Below are 25,556 nucleotides of genomic sequence, written 5' to 3' on the forward strand. Positions count from 1 at the left end.
TAACAGTTGTCAAAGCGAAATCTTTGATAAAGCTTCGGAAACCGGAAAAATCGCCCATAATTTCCTGTATAAGTTCTGCAAGACGAAATGATACCTCAACCCGATGAAGGAGGGCCGATGATATCCGGATGGATCAGACTGATTGTAGCTTGGGCAACTGTGGGTGCCTTTCTTGTTTTCGGATATGGCTGGATGGCCGATCTGAGTTCGGTGATGAAAGCTTCGTTTCTGTTTGTCTGGCTGTTCGGCGTCATCATCTGGTCGGCCTTCGGCGTCGTGCATGAGGCGGAGGAACTGGCGGAACTGCTGGGCGAACCGCTCGGAACACTCATTCTCACCCTCTCCATCGTCATCATCGAAGTGGTGCTGATCAGCGCCGTGATGCTGAGTTCGGATGCACCGACGCTTGGCCGCGACACGATGTTCGCGGTGCTGATGATCGTTTTGAACGGCGTGGTCGGCCTTGGCCTGCTCATCGGCGGGCTGCGTTACGGCCAGCAGGGCTACAATCTGCAGGGCGCGGCATCCTATCTCATCGTCATCATTCCGCTGACGGTCATCCCGCTGATCCTGCCGAACTTTACGGTTTCCACCAGCAACGGCTCCCTCACCGTGGTTCAATCGGTGTTCTTCTCGATTTTCACCATTGCCCTCTATGTGATTTTCCTCGTGCTGCAGACGGGGCGACACCGCGACTTCTTCGTCTATCCCAAGGGAGATGAAGTGCCGCTGAAGGTGACGCCAGAAGCTGAAGCGCCCAAAGCGAAGCCCGCCGGGTCCATTGGCGGCCACACGCTGCTGCTGATCCTGAACATCCTGCCGATCGTGTTGCTGTCAAAGAGCCTGGCATCGCTGCTCGACCATGGCATTGCCAGCTTCGGCGCGCCAACGGCCCTCGGCGGCCTGCTCATCGCCGCCATCGTCTTCACGCCGGAAGCCATCACCGCGCTTCGCGCCGTTTCCGGCAATGAACTGCAGCGCGCGGTCAACCTGTGCCTGGGTGCGGCAACCTCGACCGTCGGCCTGACCGTGCCGGCCGTGCTTGCCATCAGCCTGTTCACCGGACAGACCGCCATTCTCGGCCTGTCATCCACCGAAATGACCCTGCTGGCGGTGACGCTGATCCTCAGCACCCTGACCTTTTCCGGCCTGCGCACGACGGTGCTCGAAGGCGCGGTGCATCTGATGATCTTCTTCGTCTATCTCGTGCTGATCTTCAGCCCCTGACCGGCGCAAGATCGAGGTGTTCGGCGACGAAATCGACGAACACCCGCAGCTTGGGCGAGAGATAGCGGCTCGACGGCCAGAGCACGCGGAACGTGCCGGAAAACGGGATGAAATCATCGAGAACGCTGACCAGCGTTCCCGCCCGCAGCTCGTCCATTATGGTGAAATCCGGCAGGCAGGCGATGCCAAGCCCCTCCTGTGCCATGTGGATCTGTGGCGCCGACGTGTTGCAGATGAGGGTCGCGGGCAGGTCGAGTTCCACATCCCTGCCATTGCGGGACAGTGGCCACGGCTGCAGCTTCCCGGTGGTCGGATAGCGATAAAACAGGCAATGATGCCGCGTCAGGTCCTCCGGCACTTCCGGTGTTCCCATGCGCGCGAAATAGTCCGGTGATCCGACAAGGCGCTTGCGGAACGAGCCGAGCACCCGGGTCATCAGCCGCGAATCATTCGGCTCGCCGGTGCGCAGGACCGCGTCGAAACCGTCCTCGATCACATCGACCAGCCGGTCGGAGCAATCGATATCCAGCTCGATGTCGGGATAGGCGCGCATGAAGGCGGACAGCACCGGCATCATCAACCGGTCCGCAATCGGCATGCTGACACGCAACCTGCCGCGCGGCGCCTCATTGGCCTGCGACAATTCCAGTTCGGCCGCCTCGATCTCGCAGAAAATGCGGCGGCACCGCTCCAGGAACAGCGAGCCTTCGGGCGTCAGCGTGATGCTGCGGGTGCTGCGGTGAAAAAGCCGGGCACCAAGCCGTTCCTCCAGCCGCGCAATGGATTTGCCGATGGCAGAGGGGGAAACGCCGAGGTGGCGGCCGGCGGCAACGAAACTGCGGTATTCGGCGGCCTGCACGAAGGCATTCCACGAGCCCAGATTGTCCATCGACACCACCTCTTCATTGCCGACAAAAATGTCGCTTGTGAAAGGAACTATAGCCTGTTTTTCCGTTTTGCGAAGATGACTAGGTTCGGTTTCCCATCGCAGGTGTGAAGCTTTGCACTGTAAAGGCATCGCCTCTCCGCCTGCCCAACCCCTTACTCATTGACCAGGCAAAGACATGACATCGATCACAACATCGCTGGACGAGGCTCCTCCCGCCTCCTCCTTCCGGCTGCCGCTCAGCGGCCTGCTTGCCCTTGCAGCAGCCGGTTTCATCACCGTCCTCACCGAAGCGCTGCCGGCGGGCCTGCTGCCCCAGATGGGCGCCAGTCTGGCGGTGCCCGAATCGCTGGTGGGCCAGCTCGTCACCATCTACGCTCTCGGCTCCCTCATCGCTGCTATCCCGCTGACCGCAGCCACACGCGGATGGCGGCGCAAGCCACTGCTGCTCAGCGCCATCGGCGGATTTGCCATCGTCAACACGATCACGGCGGTTTCCACCAGCTACACGCTCACGCTCGGCGCCCGGTTCTTTGCGGGCGTCTTTGCCGGGCTGCTCTGGGCGCTGGTTGCCGGTTATGCCGGGCGCATGGTGCCCGACCACATGAAAGGCAAGGCCATGGCAGTCGCCATGCTTGGCGCGCCCGTCGCGCTGTCTCTCGGCGTGCCAGCCGGGACATTTCTGGGCGCGTTTGTCGGCTGGCAATACACGTTCGGCATCATGAGCGGGCTGACGGTGCTGCTGGTCGGCTGGACCATCTGGAAATTGCCGGATTTTCCCGGCCAGGAAGCGGGCAGGCAATTGCCGATCTCCGGTGTCTTCGCCATTCCGGGCGTCAAGGCCGTGCTGTTTGTCACGCTGACCTATGTGGTGGCCCATAACGTGCTCTATACCTACATCGCGCCGTTTCTGGTTCCCGCCGGGCTCGCCGGAAGCATCGACAAGGTGCTGTTCGTCTTTGGCCTGTCCGCCATTCTCGGCACCTGGATGATCGGCCTGATGATCGACCGCTGGCTGCGTGAACTGACGCTGATCTGCATCGCGGCCTTTGCCGTGGCGGCCGTGCTCCTTGCCATCTGGTCCGCCAACAGCACGATGGTCTATCTCAGCTTCGCCATCTGGGGTGTGACCTATGGCGGCGTGCCAACCCTGTTCCAGACCGCATCGGCCAAAACCGCGGGCGATGCGGCGGATGTCGCGCAATCGATGATCGTTACCGTCTGGAACATCGGCATTGCCGGCGGCGGCATCATCGGCGGCTTCCTCCTGGAAACAACCGGCGTCACCTCGTTCTCATGGGTGCTTCTGCTACTGCTTGCCCTGGCCTTCATCGCCGCCGTCCGGGCACGAAGCCACGGCTTTCCGGCTGCAGTAACAGCGGCATAAATGCGATTGTGAGAAATCAAAACCGGCGGCGGTATTTCGCTGCCGGTTTGATCAGACCCCGGAGCGCACCGGCTGGGCGGAAACCGTCACGTCCTGCAGGCGCACGAAGCGAAAACCCTTTTGCTGCAGGGCCAAAACACCTTTGGCAACACCGGCACCGGCCACCCGGCCCGGCTGGTTGATATGGGCAATGATGACATCGCCATCCTTGGCAGCGGCAATACGCTTTTCCACCAGTCCGGCCATCAGCGAGGCACCCATATCGGCATTGAGCGAATAACCGGCCACCCGGTAGCCCATCTCATGGATAATGCGGATACCGTTTTCGCTGTAGCGGGCGGTCGCATCGCGATACCAGACCGGCTTGGCGACGGAGGCCTTCAGCATGGCATCGACACCGCCCTGGATTTCACTGCGGATGGCCGCTTCCGAGCCTGCGGTCTTCAACCCGAACATGGTGGGCTGGTTGTCGATGGCCGGGATATGGTTGAAACCGTGATTTTCCAGTTCGAACAAATCGGGATGCGCCTTCATGACCGCAAGCGCCTCGGCGTTGTGCCGCATCCAGCGGGCGGTGACGAAGATCGTTGCCGGGATGCGGTTTTCAACCAGCGTGTTGAGAATGCGCAGGTCCGTCTGCCCCGAACAGGCATCCAGCGTCAGCGCCACCTGCGGCGCCGCGGCGCCGCCCTTGGCAATATAAAGCTTCGGCTCGACGAATGGCGCCGGATGATCCCCGGCGGTTGCGATCCCCGCAGGCGTGACGAGAAGAAGAGCAGCGATGATGGCGGAAGCTGAGCGCACGGTGTTTACCAATCTTGAGAATTGCCCGCAGATACACGCGCAGATCACGTCCAAAATGCGGCACCGGCCCTGCCAACAGGGCCAAGGCGCTATTTTTGCTTGGCCGAGGCCTGTGCCGCCGCCAGGCGCGCGATCGGCACGCGGAACGGCGAACAGGAGACATAGTCAAGGCCGGTTTCTTCGCAGAAGTGAATGGAAGCCGGATCGCCGCCGTGTTCACCGCAGATGCCAAGCTTGATGTCCGGGCGGGTTGCCTTGCCCTTTTCCACGGCAATGCGCACCAGTTCACCGACGCCGTCCACATCGATGGAGACGAACGGGTCCTGCTGGATAATACCCTTCATCTGATAGGTCATCAGGAAGGCGGATGCATCGTCGCGCGAAATACCGAAGGTTGTCTGCGTCAGATCGTTGGTGCCGAAGGAGAAGAATTCCGCCACCTCGGCAATCGAATGCGCGCGTACCGCAGCGCGCGGCAGTTCGATCATCGTGCCGACGAGGTAGTTGATCCTGATATCCGCTTCCTTCATCACGTCGGCGGCGACCGCATCGATGCGGGCCTTGACGAAATCAAGTTCGGCACGCAGGCCAACCAGCGGCACCATGATTTCCGGCTCGACCGGAGCGCCTGTGACTTCCGCCGCCTGCACGGCGGCTTCGAAAATCGCCCGCACCTGCATTTCGGCAATTTCCGGATAGGAAATGGCGAGGCGGCAGCCGCGATGACCGAGCATCGGGTTGAATTCATGCAGGCTGTCGGTGCGCTCGCGCAGCTTCTCCGGGCTGACATTCATGACAGCAGCAACTTCCGCGATTTCCTCTTCCGTCTTCGGCAGGAATTCGTGCAGCGGCGGGTCAAGCAACCGGATCGTCACGGGAAGGCCGTTCATGATTTCGAACAGCTCCTTGAAATCGGCGCGCTGCATCGGCAACAGCTTGTCGAGCGCGGCGCGGCGGCCCTTCTCGCTGTCGGCCAGGATCATTTCGCGCATGGCGATGATGCGCTCGCCGTCAAAGAACATATGCTCGGTGCGGCAAAGACCGATGCCCTCGGCCCCGAACGAGCGCGCCATGCGTGCATCATTCGGCGTTTCGGCATTGGCGCGCACCTTCATGCGGCGCGTCGTGTCGGCCCATTCCATGATCTTGGCGAAATCGCCGGAGAACTCCGGCTGCAGCATGGGAACGGCGCCCTTGAGCACCTGGCCGATACCGCCATCAATGGTGATGATGTCGCCCTTCTTCAAAAGCACCCCGGCGGCCAGCAGGGTTTCATTGCGGTAATCGACGCGCAGGGAACCCGCACCGGAGACGCAGGGCTTGCCCATGCCGCGCGCCACCACGGCCGCGTGGCTGGTCATGCCGCCGCGGGTGGTCAGGATGGCCTCAGCGGCGTGCATGCCGTGAATGTCTTCCGGGCTAGTTTCGATGCGCACAAGGATGGCCTTGCGGCCTTCCGACTTCAGCTGTTCGGCATCTTCCGACGAGAACACGATCTCGCCCGTTGCCGCGCCCGGCGATGCCGGAAGCCCGCTGCCGATGACATTGCGCTTGGCCGAAGGATCGATCGTGGGATGCAGCAGCTGATCGAGCGAAGCCGGATCAATGCGCAGAACCGCTTCTTCCCGTGTGATCAGCCCTTCATTCGCCATTTCGACGGCGATTTTCAGGGCAGCCTTGGCGGTGCGTTTGCCGGACCGCGTCTGCAGCATCCACAGCTTGCCGTCCTCGATGGTGAATTCGAGATCCTGCATATCAGTGTAATGCTTTTCCAGACGATCCGACACGGCGCAGAATTCGGCAAAGGCCGCCGGCATCAGCTTTTCCAGCGACGGCTTGTCGGAACCTGCGGCAATGCGCGCGTCTTCCGTGATGTTCTGCGGCGTCCTGATGCCCGCAACCACGTCTTCGCCCTGGGCATTGACGAGAAACTCGCCATAGAGCTTCTTTTCACCGGTCGACGGATTGCGCGTGAAGGCAACGCCCGTTGCCGAACGCTCGCCCATATTGCCGAACACCATGGCCTGGATATTGACAGCCGTGCCCCAGCTTTCCGGAATGTTGTGCAGGCGGCGATAGGTGATGGCGCGCGTGTTCATCCAGCTGGAGAAAACAGCGCCGATCGCACCCCAAAGCTGCTTTTCCGGGTCCTGCGGGAATGGCTCTTCCAGCTCTTCCTCGATCTTGGCCTTGTAAAGGTCGATGATGCCCTTCCAGTCGTCGGCCGAGAGCGCCGTATCGATCTCGACACCGAGATTGGCCTTGGTATCCTCGAGGATTTCCTCAAAGACCGAATGGTCGAGCCCCATGACCACGTCGGAATACATCTGGATGAAACGGCGGTAGCTGTCATAGGCAAAGCGCGGATCGCCGGATTCGCGGGCGATGGCTTCCACGGTCTGATCATTGAGGCCGAGATTGAGCACGGTGTCCATCATGCCCGGCATGGAAGCGCGGGAGCCGGAACGCACGGACACCAGCAGCGGCTTGGACGGGTCGCCGAAATCGCGGCCCGTCACCGCAGCGATATGGCCAAGCGCCTTCTTGACGTCGGCTTCGAGCGCATCGGGATAACGATGGCCATTCTCATAGAACCAGCTGCAGACCTCGGAGGTGATGGTAAATCCGGGCGGGACCGGCAGCCCGAGCGCGCACATCTCGGCCAGATTGGCCCCCTTGCCGCCCAGAAGGTTGCGATCGCCGGCAGAGCCTTCCGCCTTGCCGTCACCGAATGTGTAAACCCACTTCACCATTGCAGCCTCCCATGCCGCCGTCCACGCGCCGCAAAGCGCTGAAGAAGGTCTATTCGATAGGTTCGTGAAGCACCACCAAAAAATGCTGCATTGCACCATTCAAATCGATTAGCAGAGTAAATCCGCGTTAATCTTTGAAATCCTTCGTCATTTCAAGCTTGAAGCAGTCTGGTATCAGCTCGCCTCGCGCAGCTGCTCGGCGGTCTGGAGATCGACCGACACCAGCTGGCTGACGCCCTGTTCGGCCATGGTGACGCCGAAGAGGCGGTTCATGCGCGCCATGGTGATCGGATTGTGGGTAATGACGACAAAACGCGTTTCCGTTGATGCAGCCATTTCGTCCATCAGGTTGCAGAAGCGCTCGACATTGTGGTCATCGAGCGGCGCGTCCACCTCGTCCAGCACGCAGATCGGCGCCGGGTTGGTCAGGAACACCGCAAAGATCAGCGCCATTGCGGTCAGGGCCTGCTCGCCGCCGGACAGCAATGTCATGGTCTGCGGCTTCTTGCCGGGCGGGCGGGCAAGAATTTCCAGACCGGCTTCCAGCGGGTCTTCCGATTCAATCAATTGCAGTTCCGCCGTGCCGCCGCCGAACAGATGTGTGAACAGGCGCTGGAACTGCGCATTCACCACTTCGAACGCCGCGAGCAGCCGTTCGCGCCCCTCGCGATTGAGGCTCTGGATCGCCTGGCGCAGCTTCTTGACCGCCTCGATGATGTCTTCGCGCTCGCTGACAATCGCCTCGAGCCGCGCCGACAATTCTTCCTGCTCTTCCTCGGCCCGCAGGTTGACGGCACCGAGGCGCTCGCGCTCGATCTTGAGCCGTTCCAGATTACGGTCCGTCGCATCGACATCCGGCAAGGGATCGTTGGGGCCAAGGCCTGTCAGCTTCATTGCTTCATGCGGCGCGCAATGGAGAGCTTCGGCAATGCGTGTTTCGGCGTCATGGCGGCGTTCCTGCGCAGCTGCAAGGCGCTCTTCCGACCGTGCCCGGCCTTCACGCGCCGTCGCCAGCGCCTGAATGGCATCGGTGGCAGCGCGGTCCAATTCCTGCTGACGCGCTTCCGCCACGGCCAGACGATCACCGGCCTCCTTGCGCAACGCTTCCGCTTGCGAGAGCTGCGACAGCAGCGCCCGGTTGCGCTCGGCAATTTCATCGGGCGCATCGACCAGATCGGCAAATTCTTCTTCCGCTTCCTGTCGCCGTTCGGTCAGGGATTCGATCTGGCGGTCGGCATTCAGCGCGCGGTCGTTCCAGCTCCTCCGTTCAAACCCGATGGACTCCAGGCGCCGCATGCGGTTCTCGGCCTCGCGGCGCAAGCCCTCATGCACGGCGCGTGTCTCGGCGAGCGCCGCCCGGTCGGTCATGACTTCGGCGGTCAGTTGGGTGAGGCGGATATTGACTTCTTCCAGATCCGGCGCGCGGGCCAGCCGGTCTTCGGCCTCAAGGAACTGTTCCTGTGTTTCTTCAAGCGTTTCGGCGAGGCGGGCCTTGCCCTCATCCAAGGCCGCGCGGCGGCTGGAAAGCTGGCCTGCAGCCCGTTCGGCTGATGCAAGCGCCTCGCGCGCATCGCTGACGGCGCGTTGCATGGCCCGCCAGTGATCACGGGCCATACGCTCGTTCTCGACCGATTGCCGCACAGCAGCTTCGGCCGCAGCGATAGCTGCTTCCGCCTCGCGCAGGCGCTTCGTCGCTTCGACAACTTCGATATCAAGTTCGGCGAGGCGGTTTTTCTGGGCCAGACGCTGGGCCGCCGGTGTCGGGGCATCGGCGCTTGCCGTATAGCCATCCCAGCGCCACAGCGCACCGGAACGGCTGACCAGACGCTGACCCGGCTTCAGCGATGCCTGTATGCGCGCGCCGTCCGCTTCATCGACAATGCCGATCTGGGCAAGACGGCGGGCCAGCTGGCGCGGCGCCTTGACCACACTGGCAAGGGTTTTCAGCCCGGACGGCAGTGCGGGATCATCACCGGCACCGTCCACATCACCCCAGAAAACCGGAGCGCTGCGATCCAGCGGCGCATCGAGATCTTCACCGAGCGCGGCGCCAAGCGCGACCTCAAATCCCTTTTCCACCTTTACCGCTTCAACAACGGCGGGAAACAGGTCCGACCCGCCGACATTGATCATCTTGGCCAAGGTGCGGGCTTCAGTCTCGATCCGGTTGAGATTGCTGCGGGCGTCCTGCACCGGCTGGCGCAACTGCGCTTCCGTGCGGCGCGCCGTCTCGACGGCCGCTTCCGCCGCCAGGGCGGCATCCTCGGCCTGTTCCAGCGTTGCCTCGGTTGCTTCAACCAGCGCCTGCTTCTCGATAGGATCGGCAAGAGTGCTGATCTGCGCCGTGATGGCGGAGAGATCGCGTTCCACATCGCCCATCTGGCGGGCAAGGCGGTCACGACGCTCGGTGCTTTCGCGCAAATTGCGCTCGATCTGTGCCCGTTCGGCGGTGGCTTCGGCGCGTTCAGCCGTTACCTTGGCAAGGGCCGCTTCGCTTTCCCGGAGCTTGGCATCGGCCCGCTCAAAATCGGCGCGGGTTGCCAGTTCATGTTCGCCCGCATTGGCGTTGTCCTGATTGAGCGAACGCTCTTCCGCATCGAGACGCGCCAGAATATCGGCATTGTCGCGCACCATCTGCTCTTCGCGGGCAATATCAGCGGTGAGCTGGGCCAGACGCTTTTCCAGCTCCGACTGGCGGGCACGGATACGCTGGGCCTCTTCCTCGATCTGCGAACGGGCGATGGTCAGGCGCTGCAGGGCCGCGGCAGCCTTGGTTTCCGCCTCACGCAGATCCGGCAGCTTGTGCGCGCCGATCGCCTGTTCCTTCGCCGCGTTCATCTGGACCTGGGCGAAATCGCCAACGCCTGATGTCGCGGCAGACAAAGCCGATTGCGCCTCGGCCTCCTGATTTTTGGCGACGGCCCACTTCAGATGCAGGAGGATCGCTTCGGAACGGCGGTTATCCGCCGTTCCGAAGCGATCTCTTGAAGCGATTGGCCTGACGCGATTGCCGTTTCAGGCTCTCGATCTGGGTTTCCAGCTCGCCGACGACGTCTTCCAGCCGCTCCAGATTTTGTTCCGCTGCCCGCAGGCGCAGTTCCGCTTCGTGGCGACGGGTGTGCAGGCCGGATATGCCGGCAGCTTCTTCGAGAAGTGCCCGGCGGGCCTGCGGCTTGGCCTGAATGAGCTCGCCAATGCGGCCCTGACCGACCATGGATGGCGACCGGGCACCGGTCGACTGGTCCGCAAACAGCAGCTGCACGTCCTTGGCGCGGGCATCCTTGCCGTTGATGCGGTAGACCGACCCTGCCTCGCGCTCGATGCGGCGCGACACCTGTAGTTCATCGGCATCGTTGAAGCTTGCCGGGGCACTGCGATCATGATTGTCGAGAAACAGGGTGACTTCGGCTGTGTTGCGCGACGGGCGCGTGCCGGAGCCGGAGAAAATGACGTCATCCATGCCGGATGCGCGCATGTTCTTGTAGGAGCTTTCGCCCATGACCCAGCGCAGGGCTTCCACGAGATTGGATTTGCCGCAGCCATTGGGGCCGACAACGCCGGTCAATCCGCTTTCAATGACGAATTCGGCGGGTTCGACGAAGGATTTGAAACCGAGGAGGCGGAGTTTCGTGAAGCGCATCAGAGGCCCTTCCCGCACAAAACCGCAAGGGCGGACGCGACAAGGCGTCCGCCTGAATTCAACAGGCAGCTATCAGAGTAGACCGTCGATAATCGCTGACATTTCGTCAACCGATAGGGCTCCTGCATATTTCGTGCCGTTGATGAAGAAGGTCGGCGTAGCATTGACGCCGAAATCCTTGGCTCCGCGGTCACGCGATGCATTCACATCATCCAGAAGTTTTTGGTTCGTCAAGCAAGCGTTGAACGACTCCTGTGTAAAACCGGCCAATTTGGAGATTTGCATCAAAGGTTCTACTGCATTTGCCGATGCGGCCCACTGTTCCTGCTGTTTGAACAGGACATCGACAAGCGGATAGTAGCGGTCTTCCGGGGCGCAGCGGGCGAGCATGAAGGCAGCGGCAGCGCGCGGATCGAACGGGAATTCACGCAGGATGAGCTTGGCCTTGCCCGTGTCGATGTACTTTTCCTTGATCGTCGGCAGCGTGGCAACGGTGAAGTGCGCGCAATGCGGGCAGGTCATCGACGCGTATTCGACGATGGTGACCGGGGCGTCGGCCTTGCCCAGCACGATATCCTTGAGAGGACCCTGCTCCATCAGCTTGGCCTGATCGACCTTCCCGGCGGATTCCGGGATCTTGACGTCGGCGGGCGTACCGGGCACCGGTGTCGCGGCGGGCTTGGCCGCATCTTCTGACCATGCCGGGTTGCCCGCTGTCACAGCGAGCGCCGCCGTCGATACGGCCGCGAGGGTCAGAATGTTTCGGCGTGTCAGCATGTCAGTCATAAGGATCACCTGTCTCCGGTGTTGATTATGCGTTGTTGACTCCGTAGAGCCCTAAGGCAGTCTCTTTAAGGCAGAGCTTGCCATCTGTCTTTGAATTTTTCGTGATCTGAACGGGATAAAATCAGGCAGAACTGTTTCAGCGCTTGATCTTTTCCGCGTGGATGCTTTGCCCGAGCCGTTCCAGCGCCTCGCGCAGGCTATCGTCCTCGATGGCTTCGACGACGCGACTGATCTTTCCCCTGGTTGCCGCGTCGACGGGCGGCAATGCACGCCGCTTCGGCGCGGGCAGCGTGATCGCCTTCTGCTCGATCTTGATGCGGCCGACCGCGGCAAATCCGAGAAAGGCATTGACCCGGCTGATGATTTCACCGGTCTCGTGCTGGATGCGCATGGCGGTAAACCCCTGGCAGGCAATCACCAGTGTCGCCGGCTGGAACGGATCATCCTCATGCGCACGGCGTGGCCACAACAGTTTCAACGGGCGGGACTGGTCACCAAGAGCGGGGCCAACCACTTCTTCCCAAGCCTGAACAAGCTCTATCGTGATCCCGGCGCGCTTGCGCAGGACAGGATCGAGCACGCCCGATGCGGGATCGGCCAATGGCCGGAATCCCCTTTGCTTGCGGTCATCGCTCATTGTATCGGTTGCCCCGTGTGTGGAATGGAAGCGTCAGCGGCCATTATAGCCGCGAAACCATTCGACAAACAGGGGAATACCCTCCTCCAGCGTCGTCTTCGGGCAGAAGCCGAGATCACGCGTGGCAAGGCCGATATCGGCATAGGTGCGCTCGACATCCGCCGGCGGCATTGGCTCGAACTTTTTGACGGCTTCGCGTCCCACAGCCTGCTCGATGATTTCGATAAAGCGCAGCAGGGCCACCGGATTGTTGTTGCCGAGATTGTAGACCGGTGCAGTTTCCGCAGGATTGGACAGGATGCGGTTCACCGCACCAAGCACGCCGCTGACGATATCATCGATGAAGGTGAAATCGCGCGCCATCTTGCCGTGATTGTACACTTTGATCGGCTCGCCCTTTGAAATCGCATCGGTGAACAGCCATGGCGCCATGTCAGGACGGCCATAGGGGCCATAAACCGTGAAGAACCGCAGGCCCGTCGAAGCGATCTTGTGGACGTGCGAATAGGAGTAGGCCAGCAGTTCAGCGGAGCGTTTCGTCGCCGCATAGACGGAAACCGGATTGTTGACCGGATCGCTCTCGGAAAACGGCACCTTGGTGTTGGCGCCATAAACCGATGACGAGCTTGCATAGACGACCGGTGGCTGCTTCGGCATCACGCGGGCCTGTTCAAACACAGTCACCTGTCCCTGAACATTGGCATCGACATAGGCTGCCGGATTTTCCACGGAGTAGCGCACACCCGCCTGAGCCGCCAGATGCACGATGACATCCGCGTCCATGTCGCCGGCAATCGCGGCACGCAATTCCTCGGGTCTGGCAATATTGGCGCGGGCAAAACGGATATTGGACTGGCCGTCGAGCGCCGACAGGCGGGTCTCCTTGAGGGCCACCTGATAATAATCATTGAGATTATCGATGGCGATGACCTCAAAGCCTTCCCTGGCGAGCCGCCTTGCCACGTGAAAGCCGATAAAGCCTGCCGCTCCGGTAACAATCGCTTTCATGTCAGAACTTTATCCCCAACCCATTATCATGCCGCATCATGCCGCTAGTGCGGCTTTGTCTTGTTCGGCGCGGTCCGCGATTTCCCGCACCGACAGATAGGGTGTCGGACCGGAAATCGTGCAAATGAGCAGCGTCACGTAGATGAAGACCGCATCGGTCGCGTCGTGCCCGAACATGATGCCAAACATTCCCGTGATCACATAAGCCGTCACGAGCAGCAAGGAAAGCGCCGTCGTCAAATCCCGCCCAGGTCCGGGTTCTTTCAGGCGCGCGGCGACAATGGGTGCCGACAGCAGCAGAAGCAGCGCCAGAACCCCCAGCACCCCGCCATCGACTGCCGCATTCAAAAAGCCGTTATGGACATGCGTGAACAGCATGTATTTCTCGGGAGGCAGATCCAAAGCCCTGTTGACCGACTGCATGCGGTTTTGCGGGCCCTGTCCGATAAGCGGAGACGCGAGAAACGCCTTTTCAGCGCCGCTCCACAACAGGAGCCGGGCACTCAGCGAGCTGATATTGTTGGGATCTTCGTCCAGTTGCACGATATCCGTCTGCAATGCGCTGTAGCGATCCATGATCTTCGGGATTGCCGCAACAGCCACGACCACGAGCAGGAGCGCCATCAATAACTTAACGGTTCGATTGATCGAGGGCAGCGTCTGGCCGCGCAGGTACCAGAACAGAATGGCGCAGTGAAACGGGATGACCAGCCAGGCCGACCGGGTGCCGGAAAGGAATACGCAGACCAGCCCGCAGGTGAAGCCTGCAACCGCAATCAGCCGTTCAGTTTTGCTTTGTGAGTGGACGTTGAGCAGGGCGATGCTGCCGAACAGCACGGCGAAAAGCCCGAATACCGCAGCATTGCCCGCACCGCCGGTGGCGCGGCTCTCATGCAGGAGCATCTGCACCACGCTGTAAATCAGGGCGCCGATCATTCCGATGCCGGCGCCGGTCACGAAGAATGGACCGATACGCCCGTCGAGACTCACCCTCAGCCTGGGGAGAATGGCCCAGACCGCCAGGAACGGGATCATCTTCAAGAGATATTCAGCACCCTTCGCCAGATTCGGGCTGAGAAGTACGACGAGAACCGTCACCAGGACATAGGCGGTAAAAATCCGGGCGATGATGCGGTCCTGGCGCGTCATCTGCCAGGGAAAGCGTCGCAGGACCAGGGAAATTATCGCCCAGAGGAAAGCGCAGACCAGCGTTACCGAGGTTCCGCTGACCAGCAAGCCGGGGAAAAGTGCAAACAGGAAAGTGAAGATGCGATTGTTGCGATCAATACCGACGAGACGCCCTTTTGTGGGCAGCAGCAGGGCGTTGGTCAACTGAGCTGGGAACATTTATGAATCCGAATGTTCTTGAATTTACTTTCGCAACCGTTTCATGAGAAATGTCACTTCACTTCCCTGTAAAGCAGTTTTGAATTGATGCAACCAATAACGAATGAACTGCTCGCCTGGTATGATAGCCATCATCGCATTTTACCCTGGCGCATAACGCCGGGGGATCACAAGTCCGGAATTGTAGCTAATCCCTACCGCATCTGGCTGTCGGAAATCATGCTTCAGCAGACGACGGTCGAGGCGGTAAAACCCTATTTCCTGACCTTCATACGCAAGTGGCCAACGGTCATGGACCTGGCTGCCGCCAGCCAGGATGACGTGATGCGCGCCTGGGCCGGGCTCGGCTATTATTCCCGCGCGCGCAACCTGAAAAAGTGCGCCGATATCGTGGCAGCGGACTTCGGGGGGCATTTTCCCGCCGATCTTGCCGGGCTCAAATCATTGCCGGGAATCGGCGATTATACGGCAGCGGCCATCGCATCCATTGCCTTCGGCATGCCGATTGCCGTTGTCGACGGCAATGTCGAGCGTGTCATCACGCGCCTCTATGCCCTGTCGACGCCCCTGCCCGCGGCCAAGCCCGAAATCCGGCGGCTGATGCAGTTGCTGACCCCCGACAAACGGCCGGGTGATTTTGCGCAGGCGATGATGGACCTCGGCGCAACCATCTGCACGCCCAAGCGGCCGGCCTGCGTGATCTGCCCCCTCAACGACAATTGCGAGGCACTGAAAACCACGGACCCGGAGTTTTTCCCGGTGAAGGCACCCAAAAAGGACAAACCCGTTCGCCTTGGCGCGGCGTTCATCGCCGTTTCCACCAATGGTGAAGTCTATCTGCGCGGGCGGGCTCAAACGGGATTGCTTGGCGGCATGACCGAGGTGCCGACGACGGAGTGGACCTCCCGAATCGATGGCGAAACGGGTATCGATGCGGCTCCCTTTGGTGCCGAATGGGTGCCCAGCGGCACAATAACCCATATTTTCACGCATTTTGAGCTGCGCCTGACGATCTACGCGGCCCGGAACGTGCGCAAGCCGGCCGGCACGGATGGCTGGTGGATCAGCGTGGAGAATCTGGACAATGAGGCATTGCCGACAGTGATGAAAAAAGCCATTGCTGCCGCAATACCGGATGCTTTCGAGAAAAGAAGGAAAGAGGCATGACACCCGTCAAACACATCGTTTTCGACATCGGCCAGGTTCTTATTCACTATGATCCCGATGTTGCTTTCCGCAGTGTCATCCCGGATGCCGCCGAGCGCAAATGGTTCTTCGACAATGTCTGCACCCACGCCTGGAACATCGAACAGGACCGCGGCCGCAAATGGGCCGATGCCGAAGCGCTGCTGATCGCCGATTTTCCCGACCGCGAACACCAGATCCGCGCCTTCCGGCAGAACTGGCACCAGATGATCACCCATAGCATCGATGACAGCGTCATCATCATGCGCCAGCTGATCGCCGACGGGCACGATGTGACGATGCTGACGAATTTCGCCTCCGATACGCTGCGCGAAGCCTGGCAGCGTTTCCCCTTCCTGACGGAAAGCCGCGGCGTAACCATCTCCGGCGATATCGGCCTGATCAAGCCTGACAAGGCGATCTATGACCATCACGTCGCAACATTCGGCGTGGAACCCGCCGCCACGCTTTTCATCGATGACAGCGCCAAGAATGTCGCCGGGGCGCAGGCTGCCGGATGGCAGTCGGTGCAGTTCATCGATCCGCAAACGCTGCGCGCTGACCTCAACCGCCTCGGCATCCGCGTCTGATCCGCTGCACACAACGAAACGCCCAAGGTGTACCTTGGGCGTTCCGGGATCAGAGCGGTACTGGAGGTCTCGTCCGATCGGATTGGGATTTAAACGCCGGCGGAAACCATTCCGTCGCGGACCTGCTTGCGCAAATCATCGATCGGCTTGAGCTTGCCGTCTTCCTCATAATGCCAGAACGTCCAGCCGTTGCAGGCATCAAAACCCTGCACCTTGGCGCCCATACGGTGGATCGAACCCGCGTCGCCATTGCTGGCAACGGTTCCGTCAGCGCGCACGATGGCCGCATGCCGCTGGCGAATATCGCTCAAGACGACGCCAGGCTTCAAGAGCCCTGCTTCGACGATGCTGCCGAAGGCAACACGCGGTTCGGCCCGCTTGCCGGTCATCACCTTGAGTTCGGCGCCGCCCAACTCCTCGACCGAGGCAATCCGGCTCATCGCCGCGTCGATGTATTTCTGTTCCCGTTCAACGCCGACAAAATGGCGGCCCAGACGTTTGGCGACCGCGCCTGTTGTTCCCGACCCGAAGAATGGATCGAGAATGATGTCGCCGGGTTTGGACGAAGCCATGAGAATACGGGCCAGGAGGGCTTCCGGCTTCTGTGTCGGGTGGATCTTGTCGCCATTCTCATCTTTCAGACGCTCCGCACCGGTGCAAATGGGAAACAGCCAGTCGGACCGCATCTGCAAATCGTCATTGGCAGCCTTCATCGCTTCATAGTTGAAGGTGTAGCCCTTGCCCTTCTGGTCGCGCGACGCCCAGATCATGGTTTCATGCGCGTTCTGGAAGCGGCGGCCACGGAAATTCGGCATGGGGTTGTTCTTGCGCCAGATGATGTCGTTGAGCATCCAGAATCCGAGATCCTGCATGGTGGCGCCAACGCGGAAGATATTGTGATAGGAGCCGATGACCCAGATGGTGCCATTCGGCTTCAAAACGCGGCGGCAGGCAAGCAGCCAGGCGCGGGTGAAGGCATCATAGGCCTGGAAACTGTCGAACTGGTCCCAATGATCATCAACCGCATCGACCTTTGACTGGTCCGGGCGATGCAGATCGCCGTCAAGCTGCAGATTGTAGGGCGGATCGGCAAAGATGACATCGATCGAATGATCGGGCAGACGATTGAGGGCGGCAACACAGTCGCCTTTGAGGATCGTGTCGAGCCAGGAGGATTGCGGCGCAGCCTGGGGCAGGTCATTGACGAGACGAACAACGGACATGGGATACTCGATTACTGGAGACGCGTTACTGAACTGACCTTATGGTTACCGAGCAGGGTAAACATCGCGTTAAGGCCGACAGATATCCGTGAATGAAAACAATGCGCTTTTCTTTGACGCATCGCCAATAAGAGTGTAGTCGATGCCGGCAATCCCCCAGACTTGACCCAAAGCTGCACGATGCAGCCATTTTTCACGAACAGGTATGACGTAATGGAACCCCAGCTGATTATTTTCGACTGCGATGGCGTGCTCGTCGATTCAGAGATATTGGCCGCCGAAGTCGAATCGAAACTGTTGACGGAGTCGGGCTATCCGATTGAGGCCGAGGCCATTGCCGAGCGCTTTGCCGGACTGACCTGGACCGACATCCTCATTCAAGTGGAGAAAGAATCGGGCGTCCCGATTTCCGCGTCGCTGATCGAGGAATCCGCCCGTCAGATGGACCACAAGCTGCGCCATGAACTGAATGTCATCGAGGGTATCGAACCGGTCGTCGCCGCGCTCAAATACCCCAAATGCATTGCCTCGAACTCGACCAGCGCTTCGCTGAAGATGATGCTGGAGCAAAGCTCGCTCTACGAGCTCTTCGCTCCCAACATTTTCTCGGCGCGCGAAGTGGGAACCCGGAAATCAAAGCCGGCGCCGGATGTCTATATCTACGCCGCCAAGCATTTCAACGTCGATCCTGCCCGCTGCATCGTGATCGAAGACTCCGCTCACGGCGTGCATGCGGCTGTGACCGCGGGCATGCGCGTTATCGGCTTTACCGGCGGCGCCCATACCTATCCGGGCCACGCGGACAAGCTGACCGATGCTGGCGCTGAAACCGTCATCAGCCGCCACCGCGACCTCCCCGCCGTTATCGAGGCCATGGCCGTCTGGTCCGAAGCCGTCTAGGATCAGCTGATCCGGCAAAAACTGAGGTGCGTGGTTCGACAAGCTCACCATGAGGGAAGTGGTTTGGCTGCAATGCCAATCGCAAAGGTTGCAGAATATAACTTCCCTGCAATGCTCACTCTCCCTCATGGTGAGCTTGTCGAACCACGCACCACACATTTCTGCCATTCAAACAAAACAAAAGGCACCGCCAAAGCGGTGCCTCTTTCATAAAGCCGGCTGCGCCAGCCTTGTTTTTACTTCTTCTTTTTCGTCTTGGTCTTTGCCTGGGAATCATCCGGGCCTTCGTCAAATCCGATGAAGACCTGAATGTCCTTCGCCGTCGGCGTCGGGAAGCTGACATTGGGATCGTTGAAAATGAACTGCGATGCGGCCGAGGTATCGGTCGCCGAAATCGGCTGCCGGTAGAGCTTGGAATACAGCACATTCGATCCCTGCATGACAGCAACGCGGATCGGCATGGTCAGCGTGCCGGGGCTGAATTTCGGGCCGGGAACGACCTTGCCGGAAATGGCGACATTCATCCCGAGCGTACCGCCGTTGCGCTGGCAGGAGCGCGTCTCGTCGGCGATCGATGCCTGATAGATCAGGTTTTCCGGTGCCTTTGGCGCCTTGCCGTAATTGTTGAAGATGGCTGTTCCCTCACGGATCGTCACCGGCGGGCAATAGGCGGTCAGTTCCGTTGCGGTGATACGCGCCTGCGCTTCCTGTACGGCCGGATCCTTCGATGCATCCTTGGCACCGCTGGTGGAGCATCCCGCAAGACCCACAGCGAAAATCATGCCGCAAAGTTGATAGAAGGGCAGAGATTTATGTGTTTCTGACTTCATGAACTGAACTTTCCTTGACGAACGGACCTGTTCTATACCAACGGTGAGGTAAGAATGCGACGGTGCTTTCCAGCTTTCTGCCACAGGAGTTGGCTGGCTCGCAAGCGCGGTACAAAAGGCGAATGATATGAAATATGCAAGCACTCGCGGAGAAGCGCCGGTTTTGGGCTTTTCCGATGCCCTTCTGGCTGGTCTGGCGCGCGATGGCGGCCTTTATCTGCCTCAGGAGTTTCCACAGTTTTCCCCTGAAGAGATTCGCGCCTTGCGCGGCAAAAGCTACGAAGAGGTGGCAATCCGCGTCCTCACCCCGTTCATCGCCGGCGATATCGATCAGGCGGATTTCGAGCGCATGGTGCACGAAGCCTATGCAACCTTCCGCCACAAGGCGGTCTGCCCGCTGATCCAGACCGGGCACAATGAATTCGTCCTTGAGCTTTTCCATGGCCCCACCCTTGCATTCAAGGATGTCGCCATGCAGCTGCTCGCCCGGCTGATGGACTACATCCTTGCCAAACGCGACCAGCGCGCGACCATTGTCGGCGCCACATCAGGCGATACGGGCGGCGCGGCCATCGAAGCCTTCGCCAACCGTGACCGCACGGATATCTTCATCCTGTTCCCGCACAACCGCGTCTCGCCGGTGCAGCAGCGGCAGATGACGACATCGGCGGCGTCCAACGTGCATGCCCTGGCCATCGAAGGCAATTTCGATGACTGCCAGTCGCTGGTCAAAGGCATGTTCAACGACCTGAGCTTCCGTGACTCCCTTTCGTTGTCGGGCGTCAACTCGATCAACTGGGCGCGCATCATGCCGCAGATCGTTTATTACTTCACCGCGGCGGTTGCCCTCGGCAGTCCGGACCGGCCGGTTTCCTTCACGGTCCCGACCGGCAATTTCGGCGATATTTTTGCCGGCTATGTCGCCAAGCGCATGGGGCTTCCCATCGACCGGCTGGTCATCGCAACCAACGATAACGATATTTTGACCCGGACAATCGAGACGGGAAAATATGAAACACGCGGCGTCTTCCACACCACCTCGCCGTCCATGGACATTCAGGTTTCGTCGAATTTCGAACGCCTGCTGTTCGAGGCGCATGGCCGCGATGCCGCAGCTGTTCGCCGTTTGATGGACGGCCTGAAGCAGTCCGGCAGCTTTATCATTGCCGACGCGCCGCTTGCGAAAATCCGAAGCGAATTCGATGCGGGACGCTCAAACACGGCGGATACCGCCCTTGTGATCAAGGATATTCTGGCACAATCGGGCTACCTGCTCGATCCGCATTCGGCCATCGGCCTGAAGGTCGCACGCGAAAAAGTCGGCGCCGGCGTACCCAGCATTGTTCTCGCGACGGCGCATCCGGCCAAATTTCCCGATGCGGTGGAAGCCGCAAGCGGCGTTCATCCGGCGCTTCCGCTCTGGCTCGGCGACCTCATGCAGCGAAAAGAACAGTATACGGTACTTCCCAATGACCTTAGAAATGTGGAAGAGTATGTCAGCCGACGTTCAAGAGCGGCAAGGTAAGGAGCATTGAATGGGCGTTGAAATCAGTCGCCTCTCCAACGGTCTGACGATTGCGACAGAGACAATGCCGCATGTGGAGAGTGTAGCCCTTGGCATCTGGGTCAAGGCAGGATCACGTAACGAGGCGAGCAATCAGCACGGTATTGCCCATCTTCTGGAACATATGGCCTTCAAGGGAACGGAAAATCGCTCCGCCTGGAAAATAGCCGCCGATATCGAGGATGTGGGCGGCGAGATCAACGCCGCCACCAGTGTTGAAACAACATCCTTCTATGCCCGCGTCCTGCGCGATGACATGCCGCTGGCCATCGATATTCTCGCCGACATTCTCAACAGCTCCAAATTTGACGCGGAAGAGCTGGAACGCGAGAAAAACGTGATCATGCAGGAGATCGGCGCGGCGCATGACACGCCCGACGATGTGGTCTTCGACCGCTTCACCGAAACCGCCTTCCGCAATCAGACGATCGGGCGCACCATTCTCGGCACGCCGGAGACCGTCCAGTCCTTTTCATCGGCCGATCTGCGCCGCTATATGGATGACCAGTACAGCGCCGAGCGCATGGTTGTTGTCGCTGCCGGCGGTGTCAAGCACGACGACTTCGTCCGGGAAGTGGAAAGCCGCCTTGGCTCTTTCCGGGCAAAGACGACGGCGCCGCAACCCGATGTCGCCCATTATGTCGGCGGAGACTTCCGCGAGCAGCGCGACCTGATGGATGCGCAGGTCGTTCTCGGCTTCGAGGGCCGCGCCTATCACGTGCGCGATTTCTATGCCTCGCAGCTCCTTGCCATGATTCTTGGCGGCGGCATGTCCTCGCGGCTGTTTCAGGAAGTGCGGGAAAAGCGCGGGCTGTGCTATTCGGTCTATGCCTTCCATTGGGGTTTCTCCGACACCGGCGTTTTCGGCATCCATGCCGCGACCGGACGCAGTCACCTGAAGAAGCTCGTCCCCGTCATCATCAACGAACTGCACGAAGCGGCCCGCAACATCGGGCAGGACGAATTGAACCGCGCGCGGGCGCAGTACCGTGCCAGCCTGCTGATGTCGCATGAGAGCGCGGCAAGCCGGGCCGGACAGATTGCCCGCCAGATGCTGCTCTACGGCCATGCGGTTTCCACCGAGGAACTGGTGGAGCGTCTGTCCAAGATCACCACGGAACGCCTGACCGATCTTGCCGGGCGGCTGTTCATCGACGCATCGCCGACTTTGGCTGCCGTTGGTCCAATCGCCCCCTTGATGAAGTTCCCTGATATTCGACATGGGCTGGCAACGGCAACGCCGAGCCCACGAAAAATAGCGGTCTAGAGCGTCAACGGCAAAACGCCATGATCGCCCTGCCCTTCCTGAAAAGCGCTTCGCCCTTGCTGCAGGGCGAACGGCTTTATCTGCGCCCCCCACAGGTTTCCGATTATCGGGCCTGGGCAAATTTGCGCGCACTGAGCCGGGATTTCCTTGCGCCATGGGAACCGCTGTGGGCCGATGACGATCTGGAACGCAGCGCATTCCGCCACCGGATTCGGCACTATGATGACGAGGCCGCGGCGGGAACGGCGCATCCCTTCTTTCTTTTCCACAATTCAGATTCCCGCCTTCTCGGCGGCATCACGCTTGGCAACATCCGGCGGGGTGTCGGCCAAAACGGCATGATTGGTTACTGGATGGGCGCGCCCTATGCCGGTCAGGGCTATATGAGCGAAGCGCTGCGCCTGCTGATATCCCATGCTTTTACCAAAGTCCGGTTGCACCGGCTGGAAGCCGCCTGTATTCCAAGCAATGAAAGATCGATCCGCCTTCTCGAAAAAGCCGGATTTCAAAGGGAAGGACTGCTACGCTCCTACCTGAAAATAAATGGTACGTGGCAAGACCATCTTCTCTTCTCGCTCATAGAAGACGATGTGCGCGCCAAATAACAAAGGTTGAATTCGTGGCATCATTGACCGGACACATGCTGAAAGGCCTATCGAGGATTTTTGTCCTCCTCTTTTTGATGATGTCCATGCTGTCGGCTGCCAGCGCCTTTGAAACCATCAAGATCACCAAGGAAAGCACCGCACTCGATCTGTCCAAGGCTGTGGAGATTTACCGGAACCAGGGCGAGACCTTCCAGATTTCCACGGCGCCCGGCACCGACGGCATTGTCCGCCGCATCGAGGTGCAGGCCAATGACAGCCGTTCCACCGGCGACTGGGCGGCCTTCTCGCTGGCCAATCCCACCGATGAACAGATCGACCGCCTGATCGTCGCGCCGCATTTCCGCCTGGTCGGATCGGGTTTCATCTGGCCGGATCTCGGCTCGACGCGCATCACCTCCATCACCCCCAGCGAGGGCTTTGCCCTCGACAGGCAGGCCAGCGAAGACGCCGATATTTTCCTGGTCACCCTCAATCCGGGTTCGGTCATCACCTTCGTCGCCGAACTCGCCTCACCCAACCTGCCGCAGGTCTATGTGTGGGAGCCGAATGCCTATAAGGACACGGTCAATTCCTACACGCTTTATCGCGGCATCCTGCTCGGTATTGCCGGTCTTCTCGCGCTGTTCCTGACCATTCTTTTTGTCGTCAAGGGAACATCGCTCTTTCCGGCAACAGCAGCCATGGCCTGGGCGGTTCTTGCCTATATCTGCGTGGATTTCGGCTTCTGGAACAAGCTGATCGAGATCACGCCCGGCAATGAACAGGTCTGGCGGGCGGGCACCGAAGTGGCGCTTGCGGCGACACTGGTGATCTTTCTCTTCACCTACCTCAATCTCAACCGATGGCACGACAATTTCAGCTACGGTGCGCTGACCTGGATTCTGGGTCTCGGCATTCTCTCCGGCGTGGCCATTTTCGATCCGCCCATCGCGTCCGGCATTGCGCGCTTTTCCTTTGCCCTGACGGTCATCGCCGGCATCGTCCTCATCGGCTTCTTTTCATTCCGAAGTTACGACCGGGCGATCATGCTCATACCGACCTGGCTGCTCCTGCTTGTCTGGCTGCTGGGAAGCTGGCTGACCGTCTCCGGCATCCTTGCCAATGACATCGTCCAGCCGGCGCTCGGCGGCGGCCTCGTGCTGATCGTCCTGCTCATCGGGTTCACCGTGATGCAGCACGCCTTTTCCGGCGGCGCCCTGCAGCAGGGGCTGTTTTCCGACGTGGAGCGGCAGGCACTGGCCATCATCGGTTCCGGCGACATCGTCTGGGACTGGGACGTGCCGCGCGACCGCGTCGTCACGACGCCGGACCTTACCAATTTCCTCGGCGCTTCGGCGAGTTCGCTGCATGGCGCCGTGCGCAACTGGCTGCCAACGCTGCATGCCGATGACCGCGACCGTTTCCGCACCACGCTCGACGTCATCCTGGAAAACCGCCGCGGCCGCATCTCGCAGACCTTCCGCCTGCGCGCCAATGACGGCCACTACTACTGGTACACGCTGAAAGCCCGCCCGGTGATCGGCTCCGACGGTGAGATTGTCCGCTGCGTCGGCACCCTCATCGATGTGACGGAGCAGAAAAAGGCCGAAGAACGCCTGCTGCACGACGCGGTCCATGACAATCTGACCGGCCTGCCCAACCGTGAACTGTTCCTCGACCGCCTCGGCTCCGTCATCACCATGGCACAGACCGAAAGCAAGATCCGCCCGACCGTGTTCATCATCGACATCGACCGCTTCAAGCAGGTCAATGACGGGCTCGGCATGTCGGCAGGCGATACGTTCCTTCTGACCGTCTCACGGCGTCTGCATCGCCTCTTGCGGCCGCAGGACACGTTGAGCCGTCTCTCCGCCGATCAGTTCGGCCTTATCCTGGTATCGGAAGTCGAGCCGGCGCGCATCGCCGCCTTTGCCGAAGCTGTCAAACAGGCCATCCGCGCGCCCATTGCCTTCGCCAAGCGCGAAATCGTCCTGACCGCATCGCTTGGCCTGATCACCTGGACCAGCGGCAGCACGGCCTCTCCGGAAGACCTCGTGAAGGACGCCGAGCTTGCCATGTTCCAGGCGAAACGCTTTGGCGGCGACCGGATCGAACCCTTCCGACCGGCGTTCCGTGCGGTGGGCAGCGACAAGCTGCAGCTCGAATCCGACCTGCGCCGCGCGCTCGAGCGCCACGAAATCCACATTGCCTATCAGCCGATCGTGCGGCTGGAGGACAACACCATTGCCGGTTTTGAAGCCCTGATGCGCTGGGATCACCCGCGTCGCGGCTCGATACCGCCATCCGAATTCATTCCGATTGCCGAAAGCTCGGGACTCATCGTGCAGCTTGGCCTGTTCGTCATGCAGCATGCGGCGGAAGACCTCGTCAATTGGCAGCGCACCATCGGCGCCACGCCGCTGTTTGTCTCGGTGAACATATCGAGCAGCCAGCTGATCCGTCAGGATCTCATCGACGATGTGCGCTCGGTGCTGACCCAGACACAGATCGATCCGGCCAGCCTGAAACTGGAACTGACGGAATCCCTGATGATGGAGAATCCCGAGCGGTCCGCACACGTTCTCTCCAGCATCAAGGCCATGGGCGTCGGTGTATCGCTGGATGATTTCGGAACGGGCTATTCGTCCCTCTCCTACCTCACCTCGTTCCCCTTCGACATGATCAAGATCGACCGGTCATTCCTCAAGGCCGAGCAGCCGCAGAAAGTCACGCTGCTGCGCTCGATGATCAGCATGGCTCATGACCTCGGACTGTCGGTTGTGACGGAAGGCATCGAGAATGAGAGCGACGCGCTGCAATTGCGCCAGATGGGCTGCGAATACGCCCAGAGCTTCATGTTCAGCCCGCCGCTGACGCTCGATGTCGCGACAAAGCTGCTGCGCGAGCAGTTCCAGCAGTCAAAGGCATCGTAGGA

General features: G+C 60.2%; 18 protein-coding genes and 1 pseudogene. 9 read left to right on the forward strand and 10 right to left on the reverse strand.

The window, feature by feature from the left end:
- The first annotated feature begins 120 nt into the window (after nt 1-120).
- Complete coding sequence (locus RDL77_RS16580) at nt 121-1,227, forward strand: calcium:proton antiporter (protein WP_374042737.1); 1,107 nt, start codon at nt 121-123, stop codon at nt 1,225-1,227.
- Here the strand turns inward: RDL77_RS16580 and RDL77_RS16585 are convergent.
- Nucleotides 1,217-2,116, reverse strand: coding sequence for a LysR family transcriptional regulator (locus tag RDL77_RS16585; protein ID WP_223611511.1), 900 nt, complete (start codon nt 2,114-2,116; stop codon nt 1,217-1,219). The genes RDL77_RS16580 and RDL77_RS16585 overlap by 11 nt on opposite strands.
- Before the next feature lie 175 nt (nt 2,117-2,291).
- On the opposite strand from RDL77_RS16585, the gene RDL77_RS16590 reads away from it, so the two are divergent.
- Nucleotides 2,292-3,500, forward strand: coding sequence for an MFS transporter (locus RDL77_RS16590; RefSeq protein ID WP_288193809.1), 1,209 nt, complete (start codon nt 2,292-2,294; stop codon nt 3,498-3,500).
- Between the two features lie 51 nt (nt 3,501-3,551).
- On the opposite strand, the gene RDL77_RS16595 is transcribed toward RDL77_RS16590, so the two are convergent.
- The 7 genes and pseudogenes from RDL77_RS16595 to RDL77_RS16625 form a co-directional block, all read right to left on the reverse strand.
- Complete coding sequence (locus RDL77_RS16595) at nt 3,552-4,304, reverse strand: polysaccharide deacetylase family protein (protein WP_374042736.1); 753 nt, start codon at nt 4,302-4,304, stop codon at nt 3,552-3,554.
- 89 nt (nt 4,305-4,393) lie between these two features.
- On the reverse strand, nt 4,394-7,057 hold the full coding sequence (gene ppdK, locus RDL77_RS16600; protein WP_223611513.1) for a pyruvate, phosphate dikinase: 2,664 nt from the start codon (nt 7,055-7,057) through the stop codon (nt 4,394-4,396).
- A gap of 174 nt (nt 7,058-7,231) precedes the next feature.
- Nucleotides 7,232-10,697: pseudogene (smc, locus tag RDL77_RS16605) on the reverse strand (chromosome segregation protein SMC).
- 72 nt (nt 10,698-10,769) lie between these two features.
- Complete coding sequence (locus tag RDL77_RS16610) at nt 10,770-11,483, reverse strand: DsbA family protein (RefSeq protein ID WP_223611515.1); 714 nt, start codon at nt 11,481-11,483, stop codon at nt 10,770-10,772.
- Between the two features lie 136 nt (nt 11,484-11,619).
- A complete protein-coding gene (locus tag RDL77_RS16615) occupies nt 11,620-12,120 on the reverse strand; it encodes a DUF721 domain-containing protein (RefSeq protein ID WP_223611516.1) in 501 nt (166 codons plus the stop codon).
- Between the two features lie 33 nt (nt 12,121-12,153).
- Nucleotides 12,154-13,128, reverse strand: coding sequence for an SDR family NAD(P)-dependent oxidoreductase (locus RDL77_RS16620; RefSeq protein ID WP_223611517.1), 975 nt, complete (start codon nt 13,126-13,128; stop codon nt 12,154-12,156).
- Between the two features lie 36 nt (nt 13,129-13,164).
- Nucleotides 13,165-14,475, reverse strand: a complete 1,311-nt coding sequence (locus RDL77_RS16625) for an O-antigen ligase (RefSeq protein WP_288193810.1) — start codon at nt 14,473-14,475, stop codon at nt 13,165-13,167.
- A gap of 87 nt (nt 14,476-14,562) precedes the next feature.
- On the opposite strand from RDL77_RS16625, the gene mutY reads away from it, so the two are divergent.
- Complete coding sequence (mutY, locus tag RDL77_RS16630) at nt 14,563-15,642, forward strand: A/G-specific adenine glycosylase (protein ID WP_288193811.1); 1,080 nt, start codon at nt 14,563-14,565, stop codon at nt 15,640-15,642.
- Complete coding sequence (locus tag RDL77_RS16635) at nt 15,639-16,250, forward strand: HAD family phosphatase (RefSeq protein ID WP_223611520.1); 612 nt, start codon at nt 15,639-15,641, stop codon at nt 16,248-16,250. The genes mutY and RDL77_RS16635 overlap by 4 nt, the downstream gene beginning before the upstream one ends.
- A gap of 89 nt (nt 16,251-16,339) precedes the next feature.
- Here the strand turns inward: RDL77_RS16635 and RDL77_RS16640 are convergent, their stop codons facing one another.
- On the reverse strand, nt 16,340-17,473 hold the full coding sequence (locus RDL77_RS16640; protein WP_288193812.1) for a site-specific DNA-methyltransferase: 1,134 nt from the start codon (nt 17,471-17,473) through the stop codon (nt 16,340-16,342).
- 213 nt (nt 17,474-17,686) lie between these two features.
- Between RDL77_RS16640 and RDL77_RS16645 the strand changes: the two genes are divergently transcribed.
- Nucleotides 17,687-18,373 carry an HAD family phosphatase gene (locus RDL77_RS16645; protein ID WP_223611522.1) on the forward strand — a complete coding sequence of 229 codons (687 nt, stop codon included), beginning with the start codon at nt 17,687-17,689 and terminating at the stop codon, nt 18,371-18,373.
- Between the two features lie 236 nt (nt 18,374-18,609).
- Here the strand turns inward: RDL77_RS16645 and RDL77_RS16650 are convergent, their stop codons facing one another.
- Nucleotides 18,610-19,203, reverse strand: coding sequence for a hypothetical protein (locus RDL77_RS16650; RefSeq protein WP_288193813.1), 594 nt, complete (start codon nt 19,201-19,203; stop codon nt 18,610-18,612).
- A 127-nt stretch (nt 19,204-19,330) separates the two neighbouring features.
- Between RDL77_RS16650 and thrC the strand changes: the two genes are divergently transcribed.
- Genes thrC through RDL77_RS16670 form a run of 4 tightly spaced genes read left to right on the forward strand, consistent with a single transcriptional unit; the run spans nt 19,331 to nt 25,554 of the window.
- Nucleotides 19,331-20,728 carry a threonine synthase gene (thrC, locus tag RDL77_RS16655; RefSeq protein ID WP_288193814.1) on the forward strand — a complete coding sequence of 466 codons (1,398 nt, stop codon included), beginning with the start codon at nt 19,331-19,333 and terminating at the stop codon, nt 20,726-20,728.
- A gap of 10 nt (nt 20,729-20,738) precedes the next feature.
- A complete protein-coding gene (locus RDL77_RS16660) occupies nt 20,739-22,034 on the forward strand; it encodes a pitrilysin family protein (RefSeq protein ID WP_223611525.1) in 1,296 nt (431 codons plus the stop codon).
- 20 nt (nt 22,035-22,054) lie between these two features.
- On the forward strand, nt 22,055-22,639 hold the full coding sequence (locus RDL77_RS16665; protein WP_223611526.1) for a GNAT family N-acetyltransferase: 585 nt from the start codon (nt 22,055-22,057) through the stop codon (nt 22,637-22,639).
- A 35-nt stretch (nt 22,640-22,674) separates the two neighbouring features.
- The gene (locus RDL77_RS16670) at nt 22,675-25,554 is read left to right on the forward strand and encodes an EAL domain-containing protein (protein WP_223612378.1); all 2,880 of its coding nucleotides are present in this window, start codon (nt 22,675-22,677) and stop codon (nt 25,552-25,554) included.
- Nucleotides 25,555-25,556: the final 2 nt, after the last annotated feature.

This window comes from uncultured Phyllobacterium sp. (assembly GCF_902479695.1).
GTDB classification, from domain to species: domain Bacteria; phylum Pseudomonadota; class Alphaproteobacteria; order Rhizobiales; family Rhizobiaceae; genus Phyllobacterium; species Phyllobacterium calauticae.

Coding starts and splice junctions, on each gene's coding strand:
- RDL77_RS16585 (WP_223611511.1), bottom strand. CDS start 2,116: ATGGACAATCTGGGCTCGTGGAATGCCTTCGTGCAGGCCGCCGAATAC.
- RDL77_RS16590 (WP_288193809.1), top strand. CDS start 2,292: ATGACATCGATCACAACATCGCTGGACGAGGCTCCTCCCGCCTCCTCC.
- ppdK (WP_223611513.1), bottom strand. CDS start 7,057: ATGGTGAAGTGGGTTTACACATTCGGTGACGGCAAGGCGGAAGGCTCT.
- RDL77_RS16610 (WP_223611515.1), bottom strand. CDS start 11,483: ATGACTGACATGCTGACACGCCGAAACATTCTGACCCTCGCGGCCGTA.
- RDL77_RS16615 (WP_223611516.1), bottom strand. CDS start 12,120: ATGAGCGATGACCGCAAGCAAAGGGGATTCCGGCCATTGGCCGATCCC.
- RDL77_RS16620 (WP_223611517.1), bottom strand. CDS start 13,128: ATGAAAGCGATTGTTACCGGAGCGGCAGGCTTTATCGGCTTTCACGTG.
- RDL77_RS16625 (WP_288193810.1), bottom strand. CDS start 14,475: ATGTTCCCAGCTCAGTTGACCAACGCCCTGCTGCTGCCCACAAAAGGG.
- mutY (WP_288193811.1), top strand. CDS start 14,563: ATGCAACCAATAACGAATGAACTGCTCGCCTGGTATGATAGCCATCAT.
- RDL77_RS16635 (WP_223611520.1), top strand. CDS start 15,639: ATGACACCCGTCAAACACATCGTTTTCGACATCGGCCAGGTTCTTATT.
- RDL77_RS16640 (WP_288193812.1), bottom strand. CDS start 17,473: ATGTCCGTTGTTCGTCTCGTCAATGACCTGCCCCAGGCTGCGCCGCAA.
- RDL77_RS16645 (WP_223611522.1), top strand. CDS start 17,687: ATGGAACCCCAGCTGATTATTTTCGACTGCGATGGCGTGCTCGTCGAT.
- RDL77_RS16650 (WP_288193813.1), bottom strand. CDS start 19,203: ATGAAGTCAGAAACACATAAATCTCTGCCCTTCTATCAACTTTGCGGC.
- thrC (WP_288193814.1), top strand. CDS start 19,331: ATGAAATATGCAAGCACTCGCGGAGAAGCGCCGGTTTTGGGCTTTTCC.
- RDL77_RS16660 (WP_223611525.1), top strand. CDS start 20,739: ATGGGCGTTGAAATCAGTCGCCTCTCCAACGGTCTGACGATTGCGACA.
- RDL77_RS16665 (WP_223611526.1), top strand. CDS start 22,055: ATGATCGCCCTGCCCTTCCTGAAAAGCGCTTCGCCCTTGCTGCAGGGC.
- RDL77_RS16670 (WP_223612378.1), top strand. CDS start 22,675: ATGCTGAAAGGCCTATCGAGGATTTTTGTCCTCCTCTTTTTGATGATG.